The sequence below is a fragment of the Paenibacillus sp. BK720 genome (assembly GCF_011761545.1).
Lineage (GTDB): Bacteria > Bacillota > Bacilli > Paenibacillales > Paenibacillaceae > Pristimantibacillus.
The window spans coordinates 1,049,638-1,075,081 of sequence record NZ_JAASRQ010000001.1 but is presented as its reverse complement, the minus strand read 5'-3'; the positions used below and the strand labels follow the sequence as shown (position 1 = coordinate 1,075,081).

At 53.8% G+C, this 25,444-nt stretch carries 21 protein-coding genes; 2 read left to right on the top strand and 19 right to left on the bottom strand.

The genetic code is table 11. The annotated features are described in order from the left end of the window. Positions 1–74 precede the first annotated feature (74 nt). Positions 75–3,905 (bottom strand): helicase-exonuclease AddAB subunit AddA, encoded by a 3,831-nt coding sequence (gene addA / locus FHT67_RS04625; RefSeq protein ID WP_167196096.1) that lies wholly within the window; start codon positions 3,903–3,905, stop codon positions 75–77. After that, positions 3,892–7,419 (bottom strand): helicase-exonuclease AddAB subunit AddB, encoded by a 3,528-nt coding sequence (gene addB, locus FHT67_RS04620; protein WP_167196093.1) that lies wholly within the window; start codon positions 7,417–7,419, stop codon positions 3,892–3,894. The genes addA and addB overlap by 14 nt, the downstream gene beginning before the upstream one ends. 181 nt (positions 7,420–7,600) lie before the next feature. Between addB and FHT67_RS04615 the strand changes: the two genes are divergently transcribed. Then, positions 7,601–7,921 (top strand): hypothetical protein, encoded by a 321-nt coding sequence (locus FHT67_RS04615; protein ID WP_167196090.1) that lies wholly within the window; start codon positions 7,601–7,603, stop codon positions 7,919–7,921. A gap of 324 nt (positions 7,922–8,245) precedes the next feature. Here the strand turns inward: FHT67_RS04615 and FHT67_RS04610 are convergent, their stop codons facing one another. After that, positions 8,246–9,613 (bottom strand): methyltransferase domain-containing protein, encoded by a 1,368-nt coding sequence (locus FHT67_RS04610; RefSeq protein WP_167196088.1) that lies wholly within the window; start codon positions 9,611–9,613, stop codon positions 8,246–8,248. A 96-nt stretch (positions 9,614–9,709) separates the two neighbouring features. On the opposite strand from FHT67_RS04610, the gene FHT67_RS04605 reads away from it, so the two are divergent. Next, the gene (locus FHT67_RS04605; RefSeq protein ID WP_132304366.1) at positions 9,710–10,678 is read left to right on the top strand and encodes a Na/Pi cotransporter family protein; all 969 of its coding nucleotides are present in this window, start codon (positions 9,710–9,712) and stop codon (positions 10,676–10,678) included. On the opposite strand, the gene FHT67_RS04600 is transcribed toward FHT67_RS04605, so the two are convergent. The 16 genes from FHT67_RS04600 to FHT67_RS04530 all read right to left on the bottom strand — a co-directional run bounded on the left by FHT67_RS04600 (position 10,675) and on the right by FHT67_RS04530 (position 25,403). Continuing rightward, positions 10,675–11,106, bottom strand: coding sequence for an NUDIX hydrolase (locus FHT67_RS04600; protein ID WP_132304364.1), 432 nt, complete (start codon positions 11,104–11,106; stop codon positions 10,675–10,677). The two genes, FHT67_RS04605 and FHT67_RS04600, sit on opposite strands and share 4 nt — an antisense overlap. A 110-nt stretch (positions 11,107–11,216) precedes the next feature. Continuing rightward, entirely contained in the window at positions 11,217–12,563 is a 1,347-nt protein-coding gene (mtaB, locus tag FHT67_RS04595; protein ID WP_167196085.1) for a tRNA (N(6)-L-threonylcarbamoyladenosine(37)-C(2))-methylthiotransferase MtaB, read from the bottom strand. Between the two features lie 7 nt (positions 12,564–12,570). Then, positions 12,571–13,347 carry an RsmE family RNA methyltransferase gene (locus FHT67_RS04590; RefSeq protein ID WP_167196082.1) on the bottom strand — a complete coding sequence of 259 codons (777 nt, stop codon included), beginning with the start codon at positions 13,345–13,347 and terminating at the stop codon, positions 12,571–12,573. Between the two features lie 63 nt (positions 13,348–13,410). Continuing rightward, on the bottom strand, positions 13,411–14,082 hold the full coding sequence (locus FHT67_RS04585) for a site-2 protease family protein (protein ID WP_167196079.1): 672 nt from the start codon (positions 14,080–14,082) through the stop codon (positions 13,411–13,413). Beyond that, positions 14,079–15,080, bottom strand: a complete 1,002-nt coding sequence (prmA, locus tag FHT67_RS04580) for a 50S ribosomal protein L11 methyltransferase (RefSeq protein WP_167196076.1) — start codon at positions 15,078–15,080, stop codon at positions 14,079–14,081. The genes FHT67_RS04585 and prmA overlap by 4 nt, the downstream gene beginning before the upstream one ends. A gap of 102 nt (positions 15,081–15,182) precedes the next feature. Beyond that, positions 15,183–15,395 (bottom strand): hypothetical protein, encoded by a 213-nt coding sequence (locus FHT67_RS04575; RefSeq protein WP_015843811.1) that lies wholly within the window; start codon positions 15,393–15,395, stop codon positions 15,183–15,185. After that, positions 15,395–15,565, bottom strand: coding sequence for a YfhD family protein (locus FHT67_RS04570; RefSeq protein ID WP_132304354.1), 171 nt, complete (start codon positions 15,563–15,565; stop codon positions 15,395–15,397). The genes FHT67_RS04575 and FHT67_RS04570 overlap by 1 nt, the downstream gene beginning before the upstream one ends. A gap of 100 nt (positions 15,566–15,665) precedes the next feature. Beyond that, complete coding sequence (gene dnaJ, locus FHT67_RS04565) at positions 15,666–16,805, bottom strand: molecular chaperone DnaJ (protein WP_167196073.1); 1,140 nt, start codon at positions 16,803–16,805, stop codon at positions 15,666–15,668. Positions 16,806–16,910: 105 nt separating this feature from the next. After that, complete coding sequence (gene dnaK, locus FHT67_RS04560; protein ID WP_167196070.1) at positions 16,911–18,755, bottom strand: molecular chaperone DnaK; 1,845 nt, start codon at positions 18,753–18,755, stop codon at positions 16,911–16,913. Positions 18,756–18,933: 178 nt separating this feature from the next. Next, entirely contained in the window at positions 18,934–19,473 is a 540-nt protein-coding gene (gene grpE, locus FHT67_RS04555; RefSeq protein WP_132304348.1) for a nucleotide exchange factor GrpE, read from the bottom strand. A gap of 53 nt (positions 19,474–19,526) precedes the next feature. After that, a complete protein-coding gene (locus FHT67_RS29655; RefSeq protein WP_208403110.1) occupies positions 19,527–19,709 on the bottom strand; it encodes a hypothetical protein in 183 nt (60 codons plus the stop codon). An 84-nt stretch (positions 19,710–19,793) separates the two neighbouring features. Further along, positions 19,794–20,819, bottom strand: a complete 1,026-nt coding sequence (gene hrcA, locus FHT67_RS04550; protein ID WP_132304346.1) for a heat-inducible transcriptional repressor HrcA — start codon at positions 20,817–20,819, stop codon at positions 19,794–19,796. 181 nt (positions 20,820–21,000) lie between these two features. Beyond that, positions 21,001–21,480, bottom strand: a complete 480-nt coding sequence (locus FHT67_RS04545; protein ID WP_167196067.1) for an N-acetyltransferase — start codon at positions 21,478–21,480, stop codon at positions 21,001–21,003. An 89-nt stretch (positions 21,481–21,569) separates the two neighbouring features. Beyond that, positions 21,570–22,748, bottom strand: a complete 1,179-nt coding sequence (hemW, locus tag FHT67_RS04540; protein WP_167196065.1) for a radical SAM family heme chaperone HemW — start codon at positions 22,746–22,748, stop codon at positions 21,570–21,572. Between the two features lie 310 nt (positions 22,749–23,058). Continuing rightward, positions 23,059–24,876: a translation elongation factor 4 gene (lepA, locus tag FHT67_RS04535; protein ID WP_132304340.1), complete on the bottom strand. Its 1,818-nt coding sequence runs from the start codon at positions 24,874–24,876 to the stop codon at positions 23,059–23,061. 98 nt (positions 24,877–24,974) lie between these two features. Beyond that, positions 24,975–25,403, bottom strand: coding sequence for a hypothetical protein (locus tag FHT67_RS04530; protein ID WP_167196062.1), 429 nt, complete (start codon positions 25,401–25,403; stop codon positions 24,975–24,977). Between the last annotated feature and the right edge of the window lie 41 nt (positions 25,404–25,444).

Genomic DNA, 25,444 nt, shown 5'->3' with positions numbered 1-25,444 from the left:
ATAAAAGAAAGTTGTTCCGCGGAAAGGCTGTAATGCTGCCATTCCGCGGAAATGAATGCTATGGCCTAACGTCTTTATAACCGTACAGCGCGACCTCCATCAAAGAAGAACACGTGGCTTTCCGCAATCGGCCGGCCGATAACCGACTCGATTGCCTCCGCATACAGCTCCAATTGGAATCTATGACGCTCTGCCGCCTGTTCCCACTGCTTCATATATATCCGGTCGGTCTTATAATCAAGCAGCACGACGCCATTCTCGTCTTCGAAGAGACAGTCGATGACTCCTTGAATGAGAACCGGTTCACCGGCCATATCGGATGCCAATCCCGGATAAACGCGCTTCGCCGGGAACATGCAGCTGAACGGAACCTCTCTCCTTACCCATGCGGCACGAACAAGTCGCTTGCCGATTTCCGTGTCGAAAAATGCCGCAACAGCCGGAAGATCGATCGACTCCGCTTGTCTTGCGGTCAACAGCTTGCGCGAGACCATATCGCTTAATATCAGCTCCAGGCGGGCCGCATCCACGTCGCCGGTAAGCGGGAGATGCTGCATCAGAAGATGGCTTACCGTTCCTTTCTCGGCAGCCGTAAGCGCGGCTTCCTCCATGAACCGGGGCCGTCTTAACCGGAAGGTGTAACTGCCTCCGCTGCTCTTCCTGCCGTCTGCTTCTTTCGCGTCGGAGAGGACATCAACCGGATATAAAGCCGCGCTGTCGTCCTGCATTTCCACCGCTTCCGAATGCAGCCTCTTCATCTCCGTAACCGACGTTTTGGCCGCGACAAGGGTAGACGCCTTATAGCCGTAACGCCATTCCAAGCGTTTGCGAAGCTCCTCATCCCGTTCCACCTGATCCAGCTGGGCCAGAGATAATACACCCTGCAAGCGGTCTTCCCTCGCCTGATCCTCTTCCGCCCGTTCCTCGGCGCCAACCGCCGCTTCAAGCCCCAGCATAGCAGCATCTACCACGCCTGCGCGCCATTGCAGCAGTCTTGAAGCCTCATGTCCCGGCACCGTTTCATCCGGGAGCCGATTAAACGCCGCGGATGCGAGCGGGCCCAGCCAGTCCAGGAAAGTAGACGCCGAGCTTAACCGGAAATCGGGAATATATCCCTTGGCATCCGCGGCGGACTGCCAGCGGCGCTGTTTGGCCGCGGCATCGGATACGGTGCCGACCAGGAACATTTTCTCCTTGGGACGGGTTAATGCAACGTAGAGAATACGCATTTCCTCGGCGAGCATTTCCATCCGCATACGTCTCCTGATCGAGAGGAACGGCAGAGTCGGATAGCTGACGCGTTTCTCCGGGTCGATAAACTTGGGACCGAAACCAAGCTGCTTGTGCTTCAGAAATGCGCTGCGCAAATCCTGCTGATTGAAGTTTTTGCCTAAGCCTGCCACAAATACGACGGGAAATTCAAGTCCCTTACTCTTATGAATGGACATAATGCGCACGACGTTTTCCTGTTCGCCAAGCGCCCTGGCGGTTCCCAGGTCACCGCCGCTGTCCCGCATCCGTTCAACGAATCGAAGGAAGCGGAACAACCCTCTGAAGGAGGTCGCCTCATATTGGCGGGCACGGTCATGAAGCGCTCTAAGATTCGCTTGACGCTGAACGCCTCCGGGAAGCCCGCCGGCGAAATCGTAATAGCCCGTCTCCCGGTAAATGCTCCAGATCAAATCGGCCAGCGAGCCTTGCCTTGCATCGTTCCGCCATCTGTCCAGCCGGTCGAGAAACAGCGACAGCTTGCGTCTCAGCTCATCCGGCAGCAGCAGATCGCCTGCCGCCTGCAGCACCGCGTCATAGTAGGTTTCATGCATCGCTCCGATCCGGATAAGAGCCAGCTCTTCGGCATTCAAGCCGAAAATCGGCGAACGAAGGGTCCCCGCGAGCGGGATATCCTGATACGGATTATCGATTACCCGCAGCAGGGAAAGGATGGTCTCTACCTCCGTCGCGTCGAAATACCCGCTGCTCAGCTCCGCATAGGCCGGAATACCCGCACCCTGAAGCTCCTCGATAATGACGGGAGCCCAGGCCTGCGTGGCCCGCAGCAAAATGACGATGTCGCGCCATTCCATAGGGCGGCTCTCCCGCTTCTTGCCGTCATAGACCCGAAATCCCTCATCCAGCAGCGAACGGATCTGGCGGGCAATAAGCCTTGCCTCCAGCTGCGCCGTTTGCAGCTCTTCCGCCGATTCGGCAGCCGGTCCTGCGCCTTGTTCGGACTCTTCGTCGGAATCCGCGGCCGATGCCGCTTCATCCACTTCTTCCGAGGAGCCTGCTTTATCAATAACGGCAAGCTCGACGGCAAAACGACCAGGCCTGTCAGGCTCCGGATAAGAAGCCCCGCATACCAATTCGGCGCGCTTGTCGTAATCCATCTCCGCGACCGATTCGCGCATAATAGCGCGGAACACGTCATTTACTCCGTCTACGACTTCAAGACGGCTCCGGAAATTGCGGGCCAGATCGATACGGAGGCCGTCACCGCCGGGCGCGCCGTAATTTTTGTATTTGCTCATGAACAAATTCGGCTCTGCCAGACGGAACCGGTATATGCTCTGCTTCACGTCGCCTACCATAAAACGGTTGCCGGCATGCGGATTGGCAATAAGGGACACGATCGCTTCCTGCACCATGTTGGTATCCTGATACTCGTCAAGCAGAATCTCATCGAACTGGCGCTGATACTCCATAGCCGCAGGCGATGGAGTCGTACGCTCCGGCGAAGATTCCGGCGATCTCAGTATCCTCAAGCAATAATGCTCCAGGTCGCCAAAATCGAGCAGACCCTTAGCCCGCTTCGCGGCCTCGTACCGCTGCCCGAATTCAATGACAAGCTCGGACAGAGCGGACATAAGCGGAGCAAGCTCCCGCAGCTCCCATGCGAATTCCTCCGCCGAACGTCCAAACAATTCGTCCGCCAGGGAGCTGATTAGCTTCTTCGCCTGATCGCGAAGCTCCTTGGCTTGCTCCTGCATCGTTTTATCGTAATCATCCCCGCGCATCGCCTTCAGTTTGCCGAATTGCACGGCCTGGAACGATTCGAACCACATCTCCCAAGGATGCATGCGGACGGTCTCGGCTAGCCCTCCCACAACCGTGAGATCCTCTTCAAAGGTTGCCGCGTAAGGGGCCGGACCCGCCGGCTCCCGCGTCAGCTGCATCGCCTGGTTAAGCAGGGACGCCGCGCCCGACAGCGCCAGCTCCACGTCAGCCCTCAGGCTTGCGACCCAAGGACTGTTGCGCAGCTCTTCCACGTTACCAACCCTAAAGCTGGCCGCGGTCTGGCGGAGCCAATGCTCCGGCCAGGGATGGCTTTGCGCAAAGTCATAAAGCTGTTGAACCAGCCTGTACAACGGCTCGTCGCCCCGTTCGCCGCCGTAGCGGTCGGCCAAGCGCAGAAATGCCCCGCTGTCATCGGCGGAACCTTCGTATTTCTCTTCGAACAGCTGATCCAGCACGTCGATGCGCATCAGTTCGCTCTCTGTTTCATTCGCAATCCGAAAGCCCGGGTCGAGCCCGATTAACGGATAATATCTGCGAATAACGTCGAGACAGAATGAGTGGAGCGTCGTAATCGATGCCCGGTTCATAAGCGCCAGCTGTCTGCGCAGATGCTCGGATTCCGGCTGCCGCTCGAGCTCTTTCTCAAGCGCAATCCGGATTCTGTCTTTCATTTCGGCAGCAGCCGCCTTCGTGAAGGTTGCAACCAGCAGCCGGTCGACGTCGGAGAACGAGGATATTTTCCGGATAATCCGTTCTACCAGTACCGCTGTTTTCCCGGAGCCCGCCGCAGCGGCAACCAGCACATCCGAGCCTTCCGTGACGATCGCGCGCCACTGGTCGTCCGTCCAGGTGCTGTTCTCCGGCTTCTCCGGCATATTAATCGGTTCCATCCGCTGTCTCCTCCTCTCCATGCAGCTGCCGCCAAATCTCGTCTTCCGAGAGCTTGCTCAGCTTCGTGTATTCATTCCCGTCGAACAATGGGTCAAATTGGCAGACCGGCTTGTAATCGCAGTATTGGCACGGCGACTTCGTCCCGAGACGGTATGGCTCGATTGAAACCTTTCCGCAGCCGATTTCCGTGCCTATCTTCCCGATGGTACGTCTGACGGAGCTGCGCAGCACATCCCACTGATCATCCGTCACAACGGACGAGCTGCTGTAAAAGCTTCCGTCCCGCTTCAAAGCTACGGGAAGAATATCCGAGTAGCCGGACTCCAGGTCGCCGTCCATCAGCTTAGCCGTCTCCGCTTCAGCCGTAATCAGCCCCCGGGTTTTGAATTTCTTCAGCATTCTTGCATTTACCTCGGTCACGGATAACCCGTTAGATACCGCAAGCATCGGATTATGAACGTGGAAATAAAGCACGCCCGCGGGCGATGCCGGCTTTCCAAGCCATTCGGAGGCGTGCGTAACCAGCACGTCGAGGTACGTGAGCATCTGCAGGGATAGTCCAAATGCCACTTCCTCCAGCTTGAGCTGCGTTGCGCTGGATTTGTAATCCATGACCCGCAGCAGCAAGCCCTCTTCGGTCTCAGCCGCGTCTACGCGGTCAATCCGGCCGATAATTTCCATCGTGCCCCCGTTCTCTAACGGAATGACTAGGGAAGGCAGCGTGCCGTCCGGGCCAAAATCAACCTCAAGCCCAACCGGCTGAAACTGAGCCCTGCGGGAATGCTCGCTCAAAATAACCGCAGCTTGGGCAACGATTTCCTTCAGCTTGCGGGCAATGTATTGGAACCTGCCGCTGCTAAGCAGGATTTGCGATTGCAGTCTGGGAGCCAGCTCGTCAACGGCCTTCGCCGCCGCTTCGCGGATTTGCCCTTCCGGCATCGAGCCCCAGCGCTGGCCGACGCCTGCGGCCAGGCGGCTGAGCGCCGCATGGAACAGCTGCCCGACATCCGGCGCTTCAAGCCGGTACATCTGGCGCTCGCGCAGCCTCAAGCCGTGAATGGCAAAATGCTGGAACGGACAGGAAACGAATCTCTCCATCCTCGACACGCTGGCCTTCAGCTTCGTCCCGTACAGCTGCTCTGCGGTCGTTGTCGTCAGCACCGTCTCCTGATTGGAGAAGCTTAATGACGCATTCATAAGTTGCAGCTTATCCTGCCACTCGGGGCGAATCGCAAACCAGTTGTAAATATCCCACCAGAACGGCGCAATATCCGCCCCTTGCCGCCAGGCGCGAAGCTCCGTGATCAAATAGGCAAGCGTCCGCTGAGGATGCTCGATATACGATCGCTGATCGCCCGTCTCCATTCCGGGAGTCGGCTCCCCCGCCTTCTGATAGACCGGTATGCCCGGGAACAGCTGTCTCACCTGCCGGATCACTTCCGAAGGCAGCAGCGTTTTTCCTTCCTCATCCGCCTGCGCCCAGCTGATCCACAGATGCCGGCTCGCCGTCGTCAGAGCGTTGTAGATCAAGAAACGCTCGTCGAGGAGCCTGCGTCTTACGCCCGGCGCCATAACAAGACCTTCTTCGGCCAGGCGTTCCCGCTCCTGCTCGGTCAGCACGCCGTCCTCTTGAATACGCATTGGCATAACGCCGTCGTTGGCGCCAAGGACATAACAGATCTTCACATCCCCGGAACGCGTCCTGTCCATGCTGCCGACCAGCGCCTGATCAAGGGCGGGCGGTACCGCCGCAAGCTTCAGGCTTTCGAGTCCCGTCTCCACCATGCCGGCGAACAGCTCCGGAGGCATATCCTCGTCACCGACCATTTCTACCAGCTGATCCAGCAGCTGCATGACGCCATCCCACAGCTGCCGGTGCGATCTGGCACGCTGCGTACGGCCGGCGGCACTGTCCTCGCGGCTCCAGCGTTCGAGGCGGTCAGCGGCATCCGCATGATCCAGCAGCTTGTACAACGCTTCGCACATGTCTTTGACGTTGGAGGCTTTCTTCAAGGATTGCTCGAACCGGCGAAGCGGCGGTACAACGGCCTCTCTCGCCGCCATAACGGCCTGGAATTCCCGTTTGGCTTTTACCGAAGGCTCGTATAAGGTTTCCGGCTCATCTTCGAGGGATTGCTGCATAAGAGGCTTCCACCTGGAGCGGTCAAGCCACTTCCATCCGTCGACGCCGGCTGCCAGCACATAGTTTTCCAAGCGGTCAAACAGCTCGCGGGACATGCTGCCGTCAATCGGGAACAAAAGCTCGGTCTTGATGCAGCGGAATACCGCCTCGTAATGCCAGCCGTGAAGCACCGTCTCAAGCGCGGAACGAATAAATTCAACCAGCGGATGATGGACCGTATTATTTTTCTGGTCAAGGAAATAAGGAATCTCGTAGTCGTCGAATATCGTTTGAATATAATCGGTATACTCAGCCGCATTCCGCACCATAACCGCCATATCGCGCCAGCGCAAACCTTCTTCGCGGGCACGCCGAACCATATCGCGGGCTGCCGCTTCCACCTCTGCCCTTCTGTTCGCGGAGGCATGAAGGGATACGCCGCAGGTCGGGCTGTCTGCAGCCAGCATCTTCTTATCCGGAATAAGCATTGGGGTTCTTCCGCCATAGTGCTTCTCCAAATGAGCAAGCATCGGGCTCTCCTTGAACCGATATGGAACTCCTTCATCCAGCAGAACCGTTTCATGCACAGGCACGCCGGCTTGCGCCGCCAATGCGGCCAGCTTGCCATACGTTTCGGCCGTAGGATGGAAAAGCTCAAGCTCATGCGGCACCTCTCCGTTATCGTATGGACGGTCGAGCGTAAGCGCAACGGTCACTTCCGCGGAAGAAGCGATAAGCGTGCCAAGCGCATCATATTCCTTAGGCGTAAAGCCATGGAAGCCGTCAATCCACAGATGGGCTCCCGACATCGCCGGCGCGGCGGCATAGCCGGCAATCAGCTGCGTCAAATAATCTTCCGAATCAATATAAAGGCCGAGCAATTCCTGCTCCAGCTTGTCATAAACAAGCCGAAGATCATGCAGCTTCCGGTTCAGAAGCGATGCGTCTTCTACCGATGCCGTTGTTTCCTTCAGCAGATTGGCATCAATGCCGTATCGCTTCCACTCGGTCAGCAGCTCGCCAAGACGTTCGATAAAACCCGGCTGTTCAGCCCCGCTTTGAAATAGTTCAAGCTGCTTGCCCAGCCGGTGTATAATCTTGAACAGCATCATATGCTTGCCGTTATCGCTGATCGGAATCAAGGCAGTGCCGCCCGTCTCCTGCATGACGCGAAAGGCCAGACGGCGGAAGCTAAGCGCCTGGGCGCGAATCGTCCCGCTAAGCGTTGTGCCTTTCAAAAGCGCATACTCCGTCTGGAAAGTAGCCTGTTCCGGCACCAGCATAATAAGCGGCGCCCCATCCGGCTCGCCTTGCATCTTGGCGCGGATTGCATCCAGACAATACCTTGTTTTTCCCGTTCCCGAGCGGCCAAGCACAAATCGAAGCCCCATCTAACTCTTCCCCTCTGAATCTATTTCATAATCTATAATTCTATCATATCGCGGGTCTATTTTCACCCGGACGACAAACGTATGTTCTGGAAGAAACGTTATCTTTCAAGAAAATATTGCAATCCCTTAAATACCGAGTATAATACTAGGTAATAGGCGATCCTGATTGGAGGAACGGGTAATGACCACGGAAGAAACGCAATGGATTAACGATTATCTGGATTTATACAACTATGCCGAGCAAATCGGTGATCTGGAGTGGCAGCAGGAGATTACCCGTTCACTTGCCGCGTGGAAGGAACAAACAAACCAGCACGGTCTGTCGATGAAAGCCGCTGAGCTGTGGAGAAAGTTTGACGTCATCAACCGGAAGATGCTTGATCTTTACCGGCAATTGAGAAATTCCGATGATTCTTCCGATTTGAAAACGTTGCGGGAAGAGGTCTGGCTGCTGAAGCTTCAGCGTGTCGAACTAAGCCGGCAATTCAAAGAATCCTTCTAGCTAGGCGAACCGGCTACCTCCGTCCTTAGCGGAGAGCGTTTCAATCCGAAAAATTCTAAGGCGTGTAAGCCATGTTTGTAAGAAAAACTTGTTAATACTTAGAATTAAAATAAAAAATCCCGCATGCGGATTTCCGCTCTGCCGGATTATGGGTTAGCGGACATGCAGTGAACTGCTCTGTCCGTTATGGAACCGCTGGGTGCAGTCGACTGCCTATCAGCGTTACCTTTCTATTATACACTTCTATCAATCGATTGAATATGTCTATTTTTCGAACAAGAAGCCGTATGGTTCCCCCTGGGATCCATACGGCTTCTTTCAGCTTTATTTGCTCCGCACTTCGAACACGGCAAATTTCAAATAATGCCCTTCCGACACGCCAAGCAGCTGCGGATGATCCTTGCCTGCAGCCCGCCACTCCACGAGGCGCAGCAGCTTTCCGGCGTCGGATGCCGCCTCCTGAATCGTCTCGAGGAACAAATCCGGCCGCATATGATACGAGCAGCTGGCCGTTACGAGATAACCGCCCTCGTTCACCAGCTTGAGGCCATGCAGGTTGATGTCCTTATAGCCGCGGCATGCTCCGGCCACTGCGCTCTTCGTCTTGGCAAAAGCAGGAGGATCCAGGATGACAACGTCCCAGGTACGGCCGTTGCCGCTAAGCGGCTTGGAAGTATCCGCGCCGGAGCGGCTTCGCTCCGCGCGCTCTTCCACGCCTTTTACCTGCGTGCGCAAATAATCAAAGGCATCGGCCACGACAAATTCTACGCGGTCCGTAAAGCCATTGCGCTCCACGTTGCGGCGCGCCGTGTCGATAGCATGCTCGGATACGTCGAGACAGGTTACTTTTTTCGCCCCGTATTTGCAGGCATGAAGAGTAAAGCTGCCGGTATGGGCAAAGCACTCCAGCACGGTCGCACCGTCCCAATAAGGGAAGGTCACTTCTTTCCCGTTCGGGTTCACCGGTACAAGCCTCGTAACCTCCGTATCCGTATCAGCCGGACGATTCTCGAGGCGAATGCCGCTGCGCGCCCCCCAGCCCTTCATCAGGGGCTCGATAGAAGCGCGATTCTCGCGTTGATCGTAGAAATAGCCCGTCTTTTGACCTTCCACGATATCGACTTCCAGTTTAAGCCCATTCTCCTCAATTTCGAGAATGCGCGGGCACTCCCCATACAGCGCTCCGGTGCGCAGCTCCAGCCCTTCCAGCTGTCTAACCCCAACGTCGCTCCGCTCGTAGATCCCTTTCGGCTGGAATACGTCGACAAGAGCCTCTATAATCGCTTCCCTACGGATATCCATTCCAAGCGTCAAAACTTGAATAACCAGCACGTCGGCAAAACGGTCTACCACAAGGCCGGGAAGAAAATCAGCCTCTCCATAGACCAGCCTGCAATCGCGGTCCTGCACGAACCGGATGCGATGCGCTTCGCATAAACGGAACTTTTCTCGGAAGAAGTCGGCGTCCATCTCTTCGAGCGGCTGATAGGAGACGACCCGAACCGTGATCTGGGACTTAGGATTATAATAGCCCGTCGCCAAATATTTGCCGTTTGATCCCACGACATCTACCAGAGCCCCCGGCCCCGCTTCCCCTTCCAGCTTTTCGATTTCATTTGCGTAAATCCACGGGTGGCCTGCTTCAAGACGTTTCCTGCGCCCCTTCTGCAGCCAAACTTTCGCTTTGCTCACTTCGTTAATCTCCCTCTCTGATCCTGGCTTGTCATGCTTGTCTGTCCGTTTGCATATGTATCAACGATAACTTTTTATAAAAAGGAGAACCCTGCCATGCTCCATTCGATTCTTTTGCCAATGGCGATCGGCTTCACCATCTTTATTAGCGGGATGAAGCTGATGGAGCTTGCGCTGCACCGGTTGGCCGGCCCGTATCTGCAGCGTATTTTGCACCGTTCAACCGCGACCCCGATCCACGGCCTTGCCGTCGGCACGGCAACTACCGCCTTTCTGCAGAGCAGCACGGCCGTAACCGTAATTGCCATCGGACTCGTCAATGCAGGCCTGCTAACCTTTCCCCGTACGCTTGGCATTATCCTTGGAAGCAACATTGGCACCTGCCTGACGACTGAGCTGATCGGCCTGAGCTTAAATAAACTGTCTATTCCTTTGCTTCTGCTGTCGCTGGCCGGCTGGCTCGCGACCGTAATGCTGAACGAGCTTGGAATATGGCCCCAGGCCCGCTCGATCCGGCTGCTTGAGACGATCCGTTCCTCTGCCGTTGCCTTAGGCGGCTTCAGCCTGCTGCTTGCCGGGATGGCCATGATGCAGGCTATCGGTCCCGCCGTGCAGGAAAGCTCGATGTTCGGCTGGTTCCTGGAAAAATCAACAAGCAGCCTCTGGTGGGGATTAGCCGCCGGCGCGGTGCTGACAGCAATCGTCCACAGCAGTGCTGCTGTAATCGGTATTATTATGGGCTTTGCAGCCATCGGAGCAATGCCTCTCGAGCTAGGCGTAGCCGTTGTGCTCGGCGCGAATATCGGAACTTGCGCCACCGCGCTGCTCGCATCCTTCAGCGGATCAAAGTCCGGCCAATACGTAGCATGGTCCCATACCATCCTAAATGCAGGCGGCGCCGTGCTCTTCATGCCGTTCCTGGGAGAGCTATCGGCTGTATCCGAATGGTTCGCCCATTCCCCGGCCAGCCAAATCGCTCACGCTCAAACGATTTTCAATATTCTTAGCTCGCTGATGGCCTTGCCGTTCTGCTATTTGCCGGCCTTCCGCAAGCTGCCGGTCTAATCAAACTTTACGCCAAGCAAGCTGAGGGCTCCCGCTACAATCCGGTTATTATTCTCATAGCCCGACTGCTTCTGGCGTCTCCAGGCTTCAATCGGGTCAAACCATTCAACGCCGCGGATTTCTTCCACCTGTGCCTGAAGCGATCCGCCAACCGCTTCAACCAAATAATAATGAACCTCCTTATTGACGGTTCCCTTATTCGCATCCTGATACTGATACTTGATTTGGTCAATCGGTTTAACGATAACCCCGATCATGCCCGTTTCCTCGGCAATTTCCCTAAGCGCCGTTTGTTCGACCGTCTCCCCGGGCTCCATCTTGCCTTTCGGGAGCGACACTTTGCCATAACGGTCCTGAATCAGCTGAATTTGCAAAAGGCCAGCCTCGTTCCGGCGATAGACGACGCCTCCTGCCGAAATTTCCACCATTTCCGTTTCCCCCTTTTGCCTGCTTGACATTTGCATGCAACAACGAGGATTTCCCGCTTATTCCGATACTACAGAAATGAGCGAGAAATCCTCGTGCGTTATAGCTATCTCTAAGCTCTCATCGCTTCTGCCGGTACATCGTCAAGTACGCGGACAAGCTGAGCGCGGCATTCATTGACGCCGGCTTCTGTAATTTTCACGCGGCAAAGCTTGCCGACAAGCGCTTCGGTTCCTTCAAACACAACCTGAATATAGTTATCCGAGTAACCCATCACAAGCCCCGTACCGGGAGCGCCTTTGTAGTCACGCTCCGGAATGACGTCGAGTACGGCGCCAATATGCCGCTCGGCATAGGCAAGCTGCATTTTCTCGGACAGGTCAATCAGCTTATGAACGCGTTCGTTTTTCACTTCTTCATCCACTTGATCGTCCATGCGGGCCGCCGGCGTGCCCGTACGCTTCGAATACGGGAAGACGTGCATTTCCGAGAAGCCAACCTCTTCCATGAACTTATAGCCGTTCTCGAACATTTCTTCCGTCTCGCCCGGGAAACCAACGATAACGTCTGTCGTAATCGCTACGCCAGGCATCGCTTCGCGGATCCGTTTGAGCTTGGCTGCAAACTCGTCCGTCGTATATTTGCGGCGCATCCGTTTGAGCACGGAGGAATCGCCGGCTTGAAGCGGAATATGCAGATGGCGGCACATTTTGGTCGAACGGTTCAATACGTCGATCATCGCGTCGTCAATCTGGCTGGCTTCGATCGAGCTGATGCGGATTCGCTCCAGTCCATCGATCTTGTCCAGATCCCACAGGAGGTCAACGAGACGATAGTTCTCCATGTCGTCGCCATACCCGCCCGTATGAATACCGGTAAGGACGATTTCCTTGTAACCGGAAGCTACAAGCTGCTTCGCCTGCTCGAGCACGCTCTTCGGATCGCGGCTCCGCGAAAGACCGCGCGACCACGGAATAATGCAGAAGGTGCAGAAGTTATTGCAGCCCTCCTGAATTTTCAGGAAAGCTCGCGTACGCTCATTGAAATCCGGTACGTCCAGCTCCTCGAATTCGCGGGTCTTCATAATGTTGCGAACCGCGTTAACCGGCTGGCGGTCATCGTGAATCTGATTCACGAACGTCATGATTTTCTCGCGATCCTGCGTGCCGATAACCAGGTCTACCCCCGGAATGGCCATAATCTCTGCCGGAGACGTTTGGGCATAACAGCCCGTAACCGCAATAACCGCATTCGGATTACGGCGTACCGCGCGGCGGATAATCTGGCGGCTCTTCTTGTCGCCCGTATTGGTAACCGTGCATGTGTTGATCAGGTAGACGTCAGCCGTCGATTCGAAATCAACCTGCTCGTATCCTTCGTTTTTGAACAGCTGCCAAATGGCTTCCGTGTCGTAAAAGTTAACTTTGCATCCCAAGGTGTAAAATGCAACCGATGGCATAAATTTCTTACGCTCCTCCCATTTCTCCGGCCTCGTACAGCAAGCAGGTCAGCCCGACGATACCCGCGGTTTCCGTCCGCAGGATCCGCCTGCCAAGGCCTACGATAACGGCTCCAGCCGCCTCTGCCTCATCTGCTTCCCGTTCCGTAAAGCCGCCTTCGGGACCAACGATGAGCAGCACCTTCGGCTCGGCTGGCATTTGGCCAGCCTGCCTCCAGTTCGAAACGGCATCACGGATGCCCGTTCCCGCTGCTGCATCGCCTTCCCGTTCGTAACAAAATAACGCTAAATTAAACGTCGGTATAACTTCCTTCAGCTCGCGCCAGCTGCGCACCGGCTCGATCGCCGGCACGCGGCAGCGGTGCGACTGCTCCGCTGCTTCCTTGGCGATCTTGCCCCAGCGCTCCAGACGCTTTGCTTCCTTCTTGCCGTCATATTGGACGATCATCCGCTCCGACTGGAATGGCGCAAAAGCGTAAGCACCGATCTCGGTCCCCTTCTGGATGACCAGCTCCATCTTATCGCCCTTAGGCAGGCTTTGCGCGATAGTCACCGACCAGCTGGACTCGCTGTCCATGGGCAGCTCCTCCACAATGTCCGCCACAACCTCAGAAGAGGCAGCTTCCCGCACCGAAGCAAGCACTACGCGGGAAATGCCGTCGCTTGCGATAAACTTTTCTTCCGGCTTCATCCGCATCACGCGAACGGCATGGAAGGCATCTTCTCCTATTAAACGCACGCTAGAGCCGTCAAACTGCTCCGCTGCCACAAAATATCGCTGCATTGCGTCAGTCTAACCATCCTTCATAATAGCATGTTTCCGCCTTAAAAATCTATGAAATGCGGCTTAAAACAGCGGTTGGAATAAATTGAAAAAGAAATTGTATAACGGCTCCCACCAGCCGAGAATCGGATCAAGCGTCACCCGGCGAAGCGGCGGAATAAACACGAGCAGCAGGAAGATGTACATGCCCCACTGCACGTTTTGATCCATCTTGATTCTAGTCTTCAGCGGGACCAGATCCTGAATGATCCGGTAACCGTCGAGTGGCGGCAGCGGAATCAGGTTAAAGATAAACAATAGGAAGTTCAAATACATGAAATAAAAGAAAAAATGCTGTAGCGCCAAGTTAACGCCGTTAGAGCCTGCGTACATCAGACCCGTCTTATCCAGTATTAACACAATCAGAACGCCTAAGACGCCAAGCAGCAAATTGCTGATAGGACCAAGGGCCGATACGATAACCCCCATGAGACGCGGTTTTTTGAACCGGCTCGGGTTGATCAGAACAGGCCTCGCCCAACCGAAGCCCGCGATCAGAATAAGAATGGCGCCAAGCAGATCGATATGCACGCGCGGGTTGAGGGTTACTCTTCCCATTTCTTTAGGCGTATTATCGCCAAACTTGTAGGCGCTATAAGCATGCGCAAACTCATGCACCGTAAACGATATGATCAGGACCAGCGCAACAAACGGCAGATCCTCGATTGGATACGCTAAGAAATCATCCCAGCTCATTCATTCACCTGCGGCTTTCTCGCCACGAATGCAATCCAATCCTGATCGCGGCGCTTATCTACGATTTCAAAGCCCGACCGGAGCAGTCCTTCCTCCACGTCTGCTTCTTTGTTCATGTAAATTCCCGATGCGATATAAATGCCGTTAGGCTTAAGCGCCGCGAACACATCGTCGATAAAGAGCAGAATAATTTCCGCCAGAATGTTCGCAACTACCAAATATACCGGTAGCGATACCGAAGTGGTTAGCGCATCCCGTTCGTTAACCGCGTGAACGACTTTGCCGCCCAGCACGCCCAGCAAATCGCTTTCCAGCACCTCGACATCGTCCTGCAGGCCGTTTAGCCTTACATTCTCCGTCGCGCTTGATACGGCTACCGGATCGAGATCAAGCGCCAATACGCGGCGTGCGCCCAGCCTCATCGCGCCGATTGCGAGAATACCGGAACCGGTACCCACGTCAATCACTTCTTCGTCGCCTTTAATAACGGATTCCAGCGTTTGAAGGCAAAGCGCGGTTGTAGGGTGCGTACCCGTACCAAAGGCCATGCCCGGGTCGAGTTCGATAATGTTCTCTCCGGCAGCCGGCTCGTATTCTTCCCATGTCGGCTTGATCGTCAGCCTTTCGGACACTTTAATAGGCTTGAAGTACTGCTTCCAAGCCGTTGCCCAGTCTTCTTCGTCGACGAGCTTAAACGAAATCTCGTAAGTACCGGGATCAATGCCGAATTCCTTTAACTGTTCAATCCGTGGCACAATCTGCAGCTTAAGCTCATTCATGTCCACGCTTTCCGTGAAGTAGCCCTTGATGACCGCTTGACCTTCCGGAATATCGTTGAGCGGCTTCTCGTACCATTGTCCCAGAGAAGTATCCCGCTCCTTGTTCAAAGTACCCGATTCTTCAATGGATACGCCGCCCGCGTCCATTTCATGCAAAAAGTTAGAGATCATCTCGATTGCCTGTTCCGTTGTCGAGATCGTAATTTCATGCCATTTCATATGTACTATAACCCTCCATTGTGAAAACTACCATCTATTGTACACTATTCATCATTTATGCACAAAAAAAGCGGCAAACACAAGGTTTGCCGCTTTCCGCGGTCAGCCGATCGTTCCGGTCTCGGGGCTGCCGCCAATCTGTTCGATCATATGAATGGCCCGTTCGACAATCTCTTCATCTACCGTCGCGGTGAGCAGACCGCTCTCGAACAACCCGTTCACTTCAAAGGCTCTTAGTGCTTGCAGCTTGCGGAGCGCTTCCTGGGCAGCGGCCGGCTCGCCAAAGTTCGCCCGGATCTCAACCTGCTGAGACATTACACGCCCTGCTCATTCTGAGCCCGAGCATCCGCTGCAGCGGCGCGCTGCTCCGCTTTTTTGTCGGCTTCGTCCGCAAGCTCTTCGGAGAACTCGACATCCTCGTTTTTGGCAACCGGCAAATCGCCAAAGTTTACTTTCTCCATGTAGCCTTTTTTCTCGTTCGTCATTTTTACGCAACTCCTTAAGTATAGTATAGGTCCATTACTTAAGTAGCATGTTGCATGAGATGCCGAACTATGCGCGGGGCGCAGAAAAAAACGTTCCGGGCTACTCGCCGCGGAACGCTTTCTTCATTTTTTCGAAAATCGATTCGTGATGCTCTTGGTTCTCTGCCGGCGACTCGCCGCCGATTCCGCCAAACTGGCGAAGAAGGTCCTTCTGTTCATCGGACAGCTTGGTCGGGGTCACAACCGTCACTTTGACGTGCTGATCGCCTTGGCCGTAGCCGCGAAGCTTCGGCACCCCTTTTCCTTTTAAACGGAAATAAGTACCCGTTTGCGTGCCTGCAGGAATTTTCAGCTTCACTTTCTCGGTCAGCGTAGGGATCTCGATCTCGTCGCCAAGCGCCGCCTGTACGAAGGTTAACGGCACCTCGCAGTAGATGTCGTCGTTCTCGCGCTCGAAGAATTCATGCGCCTTCACGCGGATCACGATGTACAAATCGCCTGCCGGACCTCCGCGGAGTCCGCCTTCGCCTTCGCCGGAGAGACGAATTTGAGCGCCGTCATCCACGCCCGCAGGGATGCGGACATTAATTTTACGCTGCTTTTTCACTCTGCCCGCGCCATGACAAGTTCCGCATTTCTCTTTGATCACTTTGCCCGAGCCGCCGCAATTCGAGCATGCCCGGCGATTGACCATACGACCAAACGGCGTATTCTGGACAACCTCCTGCTGGCCGGAGCCATGACATACGGTACAGGTTTCCGGCTTGGTTCCCGGCTTTGCGCCGGAGCCTGCGCAAGTATCGCAAGATTCCGTGCGAGGAATCGTGATTTCCGTCTCTTTGCCAAACACCGCTTCCTTGAACTCGATCGTCATCGAATATTGCAGGTCATTGCCGCGCTGCGGCGCATTCGGGTCGCGGCGCCCGCCGCCACCGCCAAAAAACATGTCAAAGATATCGCCAAAGCCGCCAAAGTCACCATTTCCGGAGAATCCGCCAGCTCCGCCCATGCCTTGATTAGGATCAACGTGACCGAACTGGTCGTATCTCGCTCGCTGCCCGTCATCGCTCAGAACATCATAAGCTTCCTTTACTTCTTTAAACTTCGTTTCCGCGTCCGCTTCTTTATTGACGTCAGGATGGTACTTGCGCGCCAGCTGCCGGTACGCCTTCTTGATCTCGTCGCCGGAAGCGCCTTTGCTTACGCCAAGCACCTCGTAATAATCGCGTTTATCTGCCAACTCATCTCACCTCCACCCATGTTTGCTGCAAAAACAGTCTATTCGCACAAGGAGGCCAAAGACAGGAAGACCCCGTCTTTGACCTCTCCCATTACAAGTTAAGTCTTATTTCTTGTTTTCGTCAACTACTTCATAGTCGGCGTCAACAACATTGTCTTTGCCGCGAGCACCCGCGTCGGCTGCTTCAGCACCCGGTTCCGCGCCGCCTTGAGCAGCTTGAGCTTGCTCATAAAGCTTCACGGACAGCTGTTGAACGATTTCTGTCAGCTCGTCAGACGCTTGCTTGATTTGCTCGAGATCGTCAGTTGCAATCGCGTTTGTTACTTTCTCTTTCGCCGCGTTTGCTTTCTCGATTTCGGAAGCATCTACTTTATCGCCCAGATCCTTCAGCGTTTTGTCAACCGAGTAAACGAGTTGGTCTGCGCTGTTCTTCGCTTCAACAAGCTCGCGGCGTTTGCGATCCTCTTCCGCGTTCAGCTCGGCATCCTTCATCATTTTCTCGATTTCTTCATCGCTCAGGCCGCTCGAGGAAGTGATCGTGATTTTTTGGCTTTTGCCAGTGCCTTTATCCATTGCCGATACGTTTACGATACCGTTCGCGTCGATGTCGAAAGTAACTTCGATTTGCGGTACGCCGCGCGGAGCAAGAGGAATATCGTTCAGCGTGAAACGGCCCAGCGTTTTGTTGCCGGCAGCCATTTGACGCTCGCCTTGCAGAACGTGAATCTCAACACCCGGCTGGTTGTCAGCGTAAGTGGAGAAGATTTGCGATTTGCTTGTAGGAATCGTTGTATTGCGGTCGATCATCTTCGTAAAGACGCCGCCTGCAGTCTCGATACCGAGGGACAATGGCGTAACGTCGAGCAAGACAACGTCTTTAACGTCGCCAGTCAATACGCCCGCTTGAACTGCTGCGCCAAGGGCAACCACTTCGTCCGGGTTAACGCCTTTGTGAGGCTCTTTGCCGATCAGCTTTTTAACCGCTTCCTGCACGGCAGGAATACGAGTCGAACCGCCTACAAGGACAACTTTATCGATTTCGTTCACGGACAGACCTGAATCGCTCAATGCTTGACGCGTAGGAGCCAGGGAACGCTCAACCAGGTGCGCGGACAATTCTTCGAATTTCGCGCGAGTCAGGTTCAGCTCCAAGTGCTGCGGTACACCGTCAGCCATGGTGATGAACGGCAGGGAAATCGTTGTCGTCAGAACGCCGGAAAGCTCTTTTTTCGCTTTTTCGGCAGCGTCTTTCAAACGTTGCACAGCCGCCTTGTCTTTGGAGAGGTCAACGCCTTGCTCCTTCTTGAATTCGGACACCAGGTAATCGATAATCACTTGGTCGAAGTCGTCGCCGCCCAGCTTGTTGTCGCCGCTCGTTGCTTTAACTTCGAAGAAGCCGTCGCCAAGCTCGAGGATCGAAACGTCGAACGTACCGCCGCCAAGGTCGTAAACGAGGATCGTTTGATCTTCGGATTTCTCGAGGCCGTAAGCCAGTGCCGCAGCCGTCGGCTCGTTGACGATACGGAGAACTTCCAGTCCCGCGATTTTGCCGGCGTCTTTCGTTGCCTGGCGCTGGCTGTCATTGAAGTAAGCCGGAACCGTAATAACCGCTTGCGTTACCGGTTGGCCCAGGTAAGCTTCCGCGTCGGATTTAAGCTTTTGCAGGATGATGGCCGAAATTTCTTGCGGCGTATATTCTTTGCCGTCGATCACTTCTTTATGATTGGTACCCATATGGCGTTTGATCGAGATTACCGTACGGTCAGGGTTTGTGATGGCTTGACGTTTCGCAGTTTCGCCTACGATACGCTCGCCGTCTTTTTTGAAGCCGACAACAGAAGGTGTTGTACGGTTGCCTTCGGGATTCGGAATAACGACGGCTTCGCCCCCTTCCATTACCGCAACGCAAGAGTTTGTTGTACCAAGGTCAATACCGATAACTTTACTCATCGTAAGTTTCCTCCTAAAGAAAATTGTGAAGCAATTTTCACTTCGTAAGCATCTACTTAGAAAATTGTGAAGCCATTTTCACTTCGTAAGCATCTACTTAGAAATTGTGAAGCCATTTTCACTTCGTAAGCATCTGCCTAGAACAATCTTATTTAAATTCCAGTAATCGGAATAATAATTAGCCGCTTACTTTAACCATAGCCGGACGCAGAACGCGATCCTTCAGGATGTAGCCCTTTTGCACTTCCTCTACGATGATGCCTTCTTCATGCTCATCGGATTCCACGGTCATAATCGCCTGGTGGTATTCAGGGTTGAACGGCTCGCCAACGGCATCCATCGCTTTCAGACCTTCCTGCTGCAACGTTTGTTCCAGCTGGCGGAAGATCATATCCACGCCTTTGGCAAGAGCTTCAAAATCCTGATTCGCTGTAGCCGCAGCAACAGCGCGCTCGAAATTATCGACAACCGGAAGCAGCTGGCCGATCAGCTTCATCGAAGCGTATTGCGCAAGATCTTCCTTTTCCTTTTGCGTACGACGGCGGAAGTTGTCGAAATCCGCTTGCGCGCGTAAGTATCGTTGCTGATTCTCTTCAGCCAGCTTTGTCAGTTCTTCAATGCGCGGATCTTCTTGCGCTTCGCTTGCTTCCTGCTGATCTGTTTGTTGTTCTTCTATAACCTCGTCAATTGTTTCGTTATGTTGGTCGTTACTCACCATATTCACCTCCTTAAAAGAATTGCGAAGCAATTCTTACTTCGTAAGCATAATCCTTAAAAGAATTGCAACTGGCGGTTCAGCGCCAGTTGTTTACGCGCCCCAAGCGCGTAAAATATGTTGCCTTTGCTCTTTCGCTGCGGTGCTGCGCGCCGGGCGCGGGAGAGCGGGGTATTGCCTGAAGAGCGCGAGCGCTCGCCTTTGAAAACGGGAATATTCCGCAGGAATCTAATCCACATTCCCGTTTTCAACAGCGACGGAAGGCAATACCCTGCTCGTACGCGCACAAGCCCCACAGCACCCGCCCAAACAGCAACAGAAGCCTATTTATAGAAGCGTCCCAATATATGTGCCATATCCTTCGAAATCACATCAAGAAGCGTGATCACTTTCCCGTATTCCATCCGTGTCGGCCCAAGAATGCCGATTGTGCCAAGCGATTGGCCGTCAATCTGATACGTAGCCGTAATCAAGCTGCAATTCGCGATTGCCTCATGGTCATTTTCTGTTCCAATCCGAACTTGTATACCCGACGGCGCGGCGGAAATCATTTTCATCACGGTTGGCGTTTCATCCAGCAAATCAAGAATCGTCTTCACCTTGTCGACGTCTTTGAATTCCGGCTGCGTAAGCATGTTTGTTGTCCCGCTGAGGAACACCCTCTGCTCCGAGTCGTTAGATAGCGCGCTGTCGAGAATGCCAAGCACTTCCTCGCAATGGTCAACGTAACGCTCAAGCTCCTGGCCTACCTCGGCGTAAAGCTTCGACTTCAGCCGTACGAGCGGAATACCGACCAGCTTGGCGTTTAAGATGTTTACGATCTTCTCCATCTCATCCATGCGGATGCCCGGCGGAACCGTAATGGTCCGGTTTTCCACATGGCCGGTATTGGTTACGATTATCGCAACCGCCGTCGACTCGTCCAGAGGCACCAGGTTAAAGTGCTTCAGCGAATTGCTGAACATTTCCGGTCCCAGCAGAATGGAGGTGTAATTCGTCAAATTGGACAAAATCATCGCGGCATGCTGGATAACCTGCTCCATTTGAATCATCTTCTCCGAGAAGAAGGAATGGGCCTGCTTCAAATCATTTTCGTTAATTTCATTCAGTTTCACGAGATGATCGACGTAATAACGATAACCTTTGGTTGATGGAATACGGCCCGCCGATGTATGAGGCTGCTCGAGGAAGCCTAACTCCTCCAGGTCGGCCATTTCATTACGGATCGTTGCAGGACTAAAGGCGACATCGCCGCGCTTCGATATGCTCCTGGAACCAACAGGCTCAGCCGAACGGATATAGTCGTCTACAATTGCATTCAGTATCATTCGCTGCCGTTCAGTCAACATTCGCATCCCTCCAAAACGATTATCGGATCTTCTCGTTAGCACTCATTAGGGCCGAGTGCTAATCATTAATACAAAAATACCAAACCCGCTTAAGCATTGTCAAGTCGGTTCCCTCTTTTCAGGCCTATGTCCTTCGATAAAAAATAAAAAAGGCCAGGCGATCAGCCCGGCCTTCGGAATATTAGTTTAACATTTTGAGCACGGCGATCTCGTCGCACGCATGCTGCTTCGGACAGTTCACGCAGTCTTTCCATACTTTCTCCGGAAAAATCTCTTTCTCCACAACGGTGAATCCGTTACGCAAAAAGAAATTCACGGCGTACGTAAGCGCCATAATCTTGGGAATCTGCTGTTCTCTTGCCTGCTCGACCAGGAAATCAACCAATTTATTCCCTATCTTTAGGCCTCTATATTCCTGGGACATGCCGAGGGAACGAATCTCTACAAGATCCTGACCAAGCCGCAGCAAGGAGCCGCAGCCAACGATCTTATCCCCGATCTCCGCAACGACAAACGTATCAATCTGGCGCAATAACGTTTCCCGGGTGCGCGGCAGCATGATTCCCTGTTCCGCATAGCCTTTAATGAGTTCGTACAAAGTTTCCACATCTTCCGGCGCTGCTTTTCTGCAAACTACCGTTAACTGTTCCGTTGCCTCCATGCTGCTTCGCCTCCACCCGGTGCATATAAATTCTATTGAATAAATATACAGCAAGTCGCATGTTTTCTCAAGAACTATTTTTCCGAATTTTAGCCAGCCGCTTCTTCCTCTAAACCGATAAACGAGCCAAATACATCGTTGCCGAAAAGAACGCCTTTATCGGTCAATTTGTATATCGTGTCGCCATCCTCCCGGACCTTCTCCAGCAGGCCGTCTTTTAGAAGCTTCTCAATGATTCGACCGAATTTATCCTCCAGCTTCCGCCCCCCGAATTGAGCGGCGTAATCGGAAGCGCGCACGCCCTTGAGCAGCCGCAGCCCCACCATCATGAAGTCCTCCATCGCCTCGTACTCCGGAACAACGTTTTCTTCGAGGCGCGGCAGCTTCGTTTTTGTATAGTCGATAAAAGGCTGCACGCCCTTCACGTTTACATGGCGAAGCCCCCGGGCATAACCATGGGCGCCGGCTCCAAGCCCGTAATAAGGCTCGTTGCGCCAATACGTCGAGTTATGCCTGCTCTCGTACCCCGGCTTGGCGAAATTGCTGATCTCGTAATGAACGTAACCCGCCTGCTTCAGCCGGTCCATAAGCAAGGTATACATATTAAACTCTTCGTCTTCCGGAGGAAGAGGCAGCTCATCGCGTTGATACAGCTTGTGGAAGAGCGTATTTTCCTCCACCTTCAGGCTGTAAAGCGAATAGTGCGGCAGGTCAAGCGCCAATGCCTTATTAACGCTGTCCTCCAGCATCTCAACCGTTTGCTTTGGCAGTCCGAACATCAGGTCGATCGACAGATTCGTAAAGCCTGCGGCACGGGCATTTTCCAAGCTGCGGTATACATCGTCTACATTATGAATGCGTCCAATGCGCTCCAGCAGCCCGTTATCAAACGATTGCACGCCAAAGCTGATCCGGTTCACTCCTCCGGCAAACATGGCCGCCAGCTTCTCCGGGTCGGTCGTGCCAGGGTTTGCTTCCATCGTAAATTCCGCATCGTCGGCAAGCGGGAAATATTTCTTCACCGAAGCGAGAAACCGCTCCATTTGTGGCGGCGTCAGTACCGTAGGCGTGCCTCCTCCCACGAATACCGTATCGATTCTCTCCGGCGGTATTTGAGCAACCGTGAGCGCCATTTCCCTCTCCAAAGCGTCGAGATATTCGTCCACAGGCTGTCCCTTTAGTACATACGACGTAAAATCGCAATAATGACACTTGTTCGTGCAAAACGGGATATGAATATAAAGCGCCTTCGGCGCGTAATTAATCATTTCAATTTCCTCCTATAAAGAATCGCGAAACAATTCTTACATCGTAAGCGATCACTATTTCCCCTATTAAAAAATCGACAGGACTAAGGAGAGCAAGCTCCTTAGTCCTGTCTAGATTATTGGCATAGGCCGCTTTGGGGTAAAGGGTATCTCCTGGAGGAGCGTAGCGCCCGCCTTTGCTGCATTTTTTTCTTCCGATAACACTTCATTCAGGAAAAAAATCAGCAACAGCGGCTGAAAGGAGATACCCTGTCCCCTGAGCACAGCCTTATGCCATTATCCTGCGACAGAGACTAGGAGCAGCCCGCTCTTAGTCCTCGTCGATTTTCAGCACCGCCATGAAGGCCTCCTGAGGCACCTCTACGCTGCCGACCTGCTTCATCCGCTTCTTGCCTTCCTTCTGCTTGTCGAGAAGCTTCCGTTTACGGCTGATGTCGCCGCCGTAACACTTGGCAAGGACGTTTTTGCGCATCGCTTTAACGGTCTCGCGCGCAATAACCTTTGTCCCGATGGAGGCCTGTACCGGCACCTCGAACATTTGGCGCGGGATCAGCTCTTTCATCTTCTGGCAAATGCCGCGTCCGCGATGGTAAGCGCGGTCGCGGTGAACGATAACGGACAGGGCATCGACCTGCTCGCCGTTCAGCATAATATCCATCTTCACCAGATTCGATCTGCGGTAGCCCGACAGCTCGTAATCAAACGAAGCGTAACCTTTGGTGCTTGATTTCAGCTGGTCGAAGAAGTCGTAAACAATCTCCGAGAGCGGAATTTCGTAAGTAAGCGTAACCCGGTTCGTATCCAGGTACTCCATGTTCACGAACTCGCCGCGTTTGCTTTGGCATAGCTCCATGATCGCGCCTACGAAATCATTAGGGACGATAATCGATGCTTTTACATACGGCTCTTCCACATATTCCAGCTTGCCCGCTTCCGGGTAATTGGATGGATTGTCGATATCGAGAACCGTTCCGTTCGTCAGCGTTACGCGGTAGATAACGCTTGGAGCCGTTGTAATAAGCGGAATATTGAACTCGCGTTCAATGCGCTCCTGGATGATCTCCATATGCAGGAGGCCAAGGAAGCCGCAGCGGAAGCCAAAGCCGAGCGCCGTCGATGTTTCCGGCTCGTATCGGAGCGACGCATCGTTAAGCTCAAGCTTCTCGAGCGCTTCGCGCAGATCGTTATAGTCCTGCGTCTCGATCGGATACAGACCGCAATAAACCATCGGGTTGATCTTGCGGTAACCAGGCAAAGCTTCCTGAGCCGGACGTTTCGCTTCCGTTACCGTATCGCCGACGCGCGTATCCTTTACGTTCTTGATGCCGGCAACGATAAAGCCTACATCGCCAACGGCAAGCTCGTCCACGATACCCATCCGAGGCTTGAATGCGCCAACCTCGATCACTTCAAACTCGGCGCCGGTTGCCATAAAGCGAATTTTCTTGCCGGCCTGGATGCTGCCGTCGATAACGCGCACATACACGATAACGCCTTTGTACGGATCATAATGCGAGTCGAAAATAAGCGCTTTAAGCGGCTCATCCGGATCACCGGTCGGAGCAGGCACCTTCTGTACCACTTGCTCCAAAATTTCTTTAATGCCAATCCCCGCTTTCGCGGAAGCCAGAACCGCGTCGCTCGCGTCAAGACCGATAACATCCTCGATCTCTTGTTTCACGCGCTCGGGCTCGGCGCTTGGCAGGTCGATTTTATTAATAACCGGAAGAATCTCCAGGTTGTTGTCAAGCGCCAGATACACGTTGGCAAGCGTTTGCGCTTCAATGCCTTGCGCCGCATCGACTACAAGCAGAGCGCCTTCGCAAGCGGCCATACTGCGGGATACTTCATACGTGAAATCGACATGCCCCGGCGTATCGATCAGGTTAAGCAAATATTCTTCGCCGTCGTCCGCCTTATAAGTAAGGCGCACAGCCTGCAGCTTAATGGTGATGCCGCGTTCCCGCTCAAGATCCATCTGGTCGAGAACCTGATCTTGCATCTCGCGCGAACTTAACGCTCCGGTAAATTCAAGAATACGGTCAGCGAGCGTTGACTTCCCGTGGTCAATATGTGCAATAATCGAGAAATTCCTAATTTTCTTTTGCCGGTCACGAACGTCAGTCATGCCTAACCCCCACACAATCCAATATAGCTAATCATTCTTTCCATTATATCAGCTATATGGTATACCAGCAATGAGGATACGGCAAGATGCCCGGCTGTCTATCCGGTAACCGAACCAAATAAAGAAGCGATAAACCGAATCCCGCTATTGGAGACGGACTGCAGAAGGCCAGCCGTACCGTCGGCTACCTTGTTCACCGTTGGTTCCCCGGAGTCCGACGATAGGCCGGGAAGCCGCTCATGCCGCGCGTTTTGCTCCGCGATTTTCCGGACTTCCTTCAATTCCTTCTCGAGCTCGGCGATTTTCCGGTCGGCTTCCGTGGACAATCCGCCGCTCTTTACGGTTGGCGATTCCTCATCGGAAGCAGCCAGATCGTACCGGTCGTCCTCCGAAACAATCGAGGAAGAATTGTTCTTCTCGATTGGTCCGTATATGCGTTCAATGCCTGACGAAGACATTTCGATGCCATACAGCGCAATAAATACTAGCACGCCTCCAAGCAATATCCATTTGAATGCGCCTTTCATCTCTTCCAGCCCCTTTTTAGCCAGGCGAGGCTGCCGCAGCA

Excerpts from the sequence above, each read along its gene's own strand:
- FHT67_RS04600 (WP_132304364.1), bottom strand. The coding sequence starts at position 11,106 with ATGGTGGAAATTTCGGCAGGAGGCGTCGTCTATCGCCGGAACGAGGCT.
- FHT67_RS29655 (WP_208403110.1), bottom strand. The coding sequence starts at position 19,709 with ATGTGGATTAGATTCCTGCGGAATATTCCCGTTTTCAAAGGCGAGCGC.
- prmA (WP_167196076.1), bottom strand. The coding sequence starts at position 15,080 with ATGAAATGGCATGAAATTACGATCTCGACAACGGAACAGGCAATCGAG.
- addA (WP_167196096.1), bottom strand. The coding sequence starts at position 3,905 with ATGGAACCGATTAATATGCCGGAGAAGCCGGAGAACAGCACCTGGACG.
- FHT67_RS04605 (WP_132304366.1), top strand. The coding sequence starts at position 9,710 with ATGCTCCATTCGATTCTTTTGCCAATGGCGATCGGCTTCACCATCTTT.
- FHT67_RS04575 (WP_015843811.1), bottom strand. The coding sequence starts at position 15,395 with ATGTCTCAGCAGGTTGAGATCCGGGCGAACTTTGGCGAGCCGGCCGCT.
- dnaK (WP_167196070.1), bottom strand. The coding sequence starts at position 18,755 with ATGAGTAAAGTTATCGGTATTGACCTTGGTACAACAAACTCTTGCGTT.
- FHT67_RS04585 (WP_167196079.1), bottom strand. The coding sequence starts at position 14,082 with ATGAGCTGGGATGATTTCTTAGCGTATCCAATCGAGGATCTGCCGTTT.
- lepA (WP_132304340.1), bottom strand. The coding sequence starts at position 24,876 with ATGACTGACGTTCGTGACCGGCAAAAGAAAATTAGGAATTTCTCGATT.
- FHT67_RS04530 (WP_167196062.1), bottom strand. The coding sequence starts at position 25,403 with ATGAAAGGCGCATTCAAATGGATATTGCTTGGAGGCGTGCTAGTATTT.
- FHT67_RS04615 (WP_167196090.1), top strand. The coding sequence starts at position 7,601 with ATGACCACGGAAGAAACGCAATGGATTAACGATTATCTGGATTTATAC.
- grpE (WP_132304348.1), bottom strand. The coding sequence starts at position 19,473 with ATGGTGAGTAACGACCAACATAACGAAACAATTGACGAGGTTATAGAA.
- hrcA (WP_132304346.1), bottom strand. The coding sequence starts at position 20,819 with ATGTTGACTGAACGGCAGCGAATGATACTGAATGCAATTGTAGACGAC.
- FHT67_RS04545 (WP_167196067.1), bottom strand. The coding sequence starts at position 21,480 with ATGGAGGCAACGGAACAGTTAACGGTAGTTTGCAGAAAAGCAGCGCCG.
- addB (WP_167196093.1), bottom strand. The coding sequence starts at position 7,419 with ATGGGGCTTCGATTTGTGCTTGGCCGCTCGGGAACGGGAAAAACAAGG.
- hemW (WP_167196065.1), bottom strand. The coding sequence starts at position 22,748 with ATGATTAATTACGCGCCGAAGGCGCTTTATATTCATATCCCGTTTTGC.
- FHT67_RS04570 (WP_132304354.1), bottom strand. The coding sequence starts at position 15,565 with ATGACGAACGAGAAAAAAGGCTACATGGAGAAAGTAAACTTTGGCGAT.
- FHT67_RS04590 (WP_167196082.1), bottom strand. The coding sequence starts at position 13,347 with ATGCAGCGATATTTTGTGGCAGCGGAGCAGTTTGACGGCTCTAGCGTG.
- mtaB (WP_167196085.1), bottom strand. The coding sequence starts at position 12,563 with ATGCCATCGGTTGCATTTTACACCTTGGGATGCAAAGTTAACTTTTAC.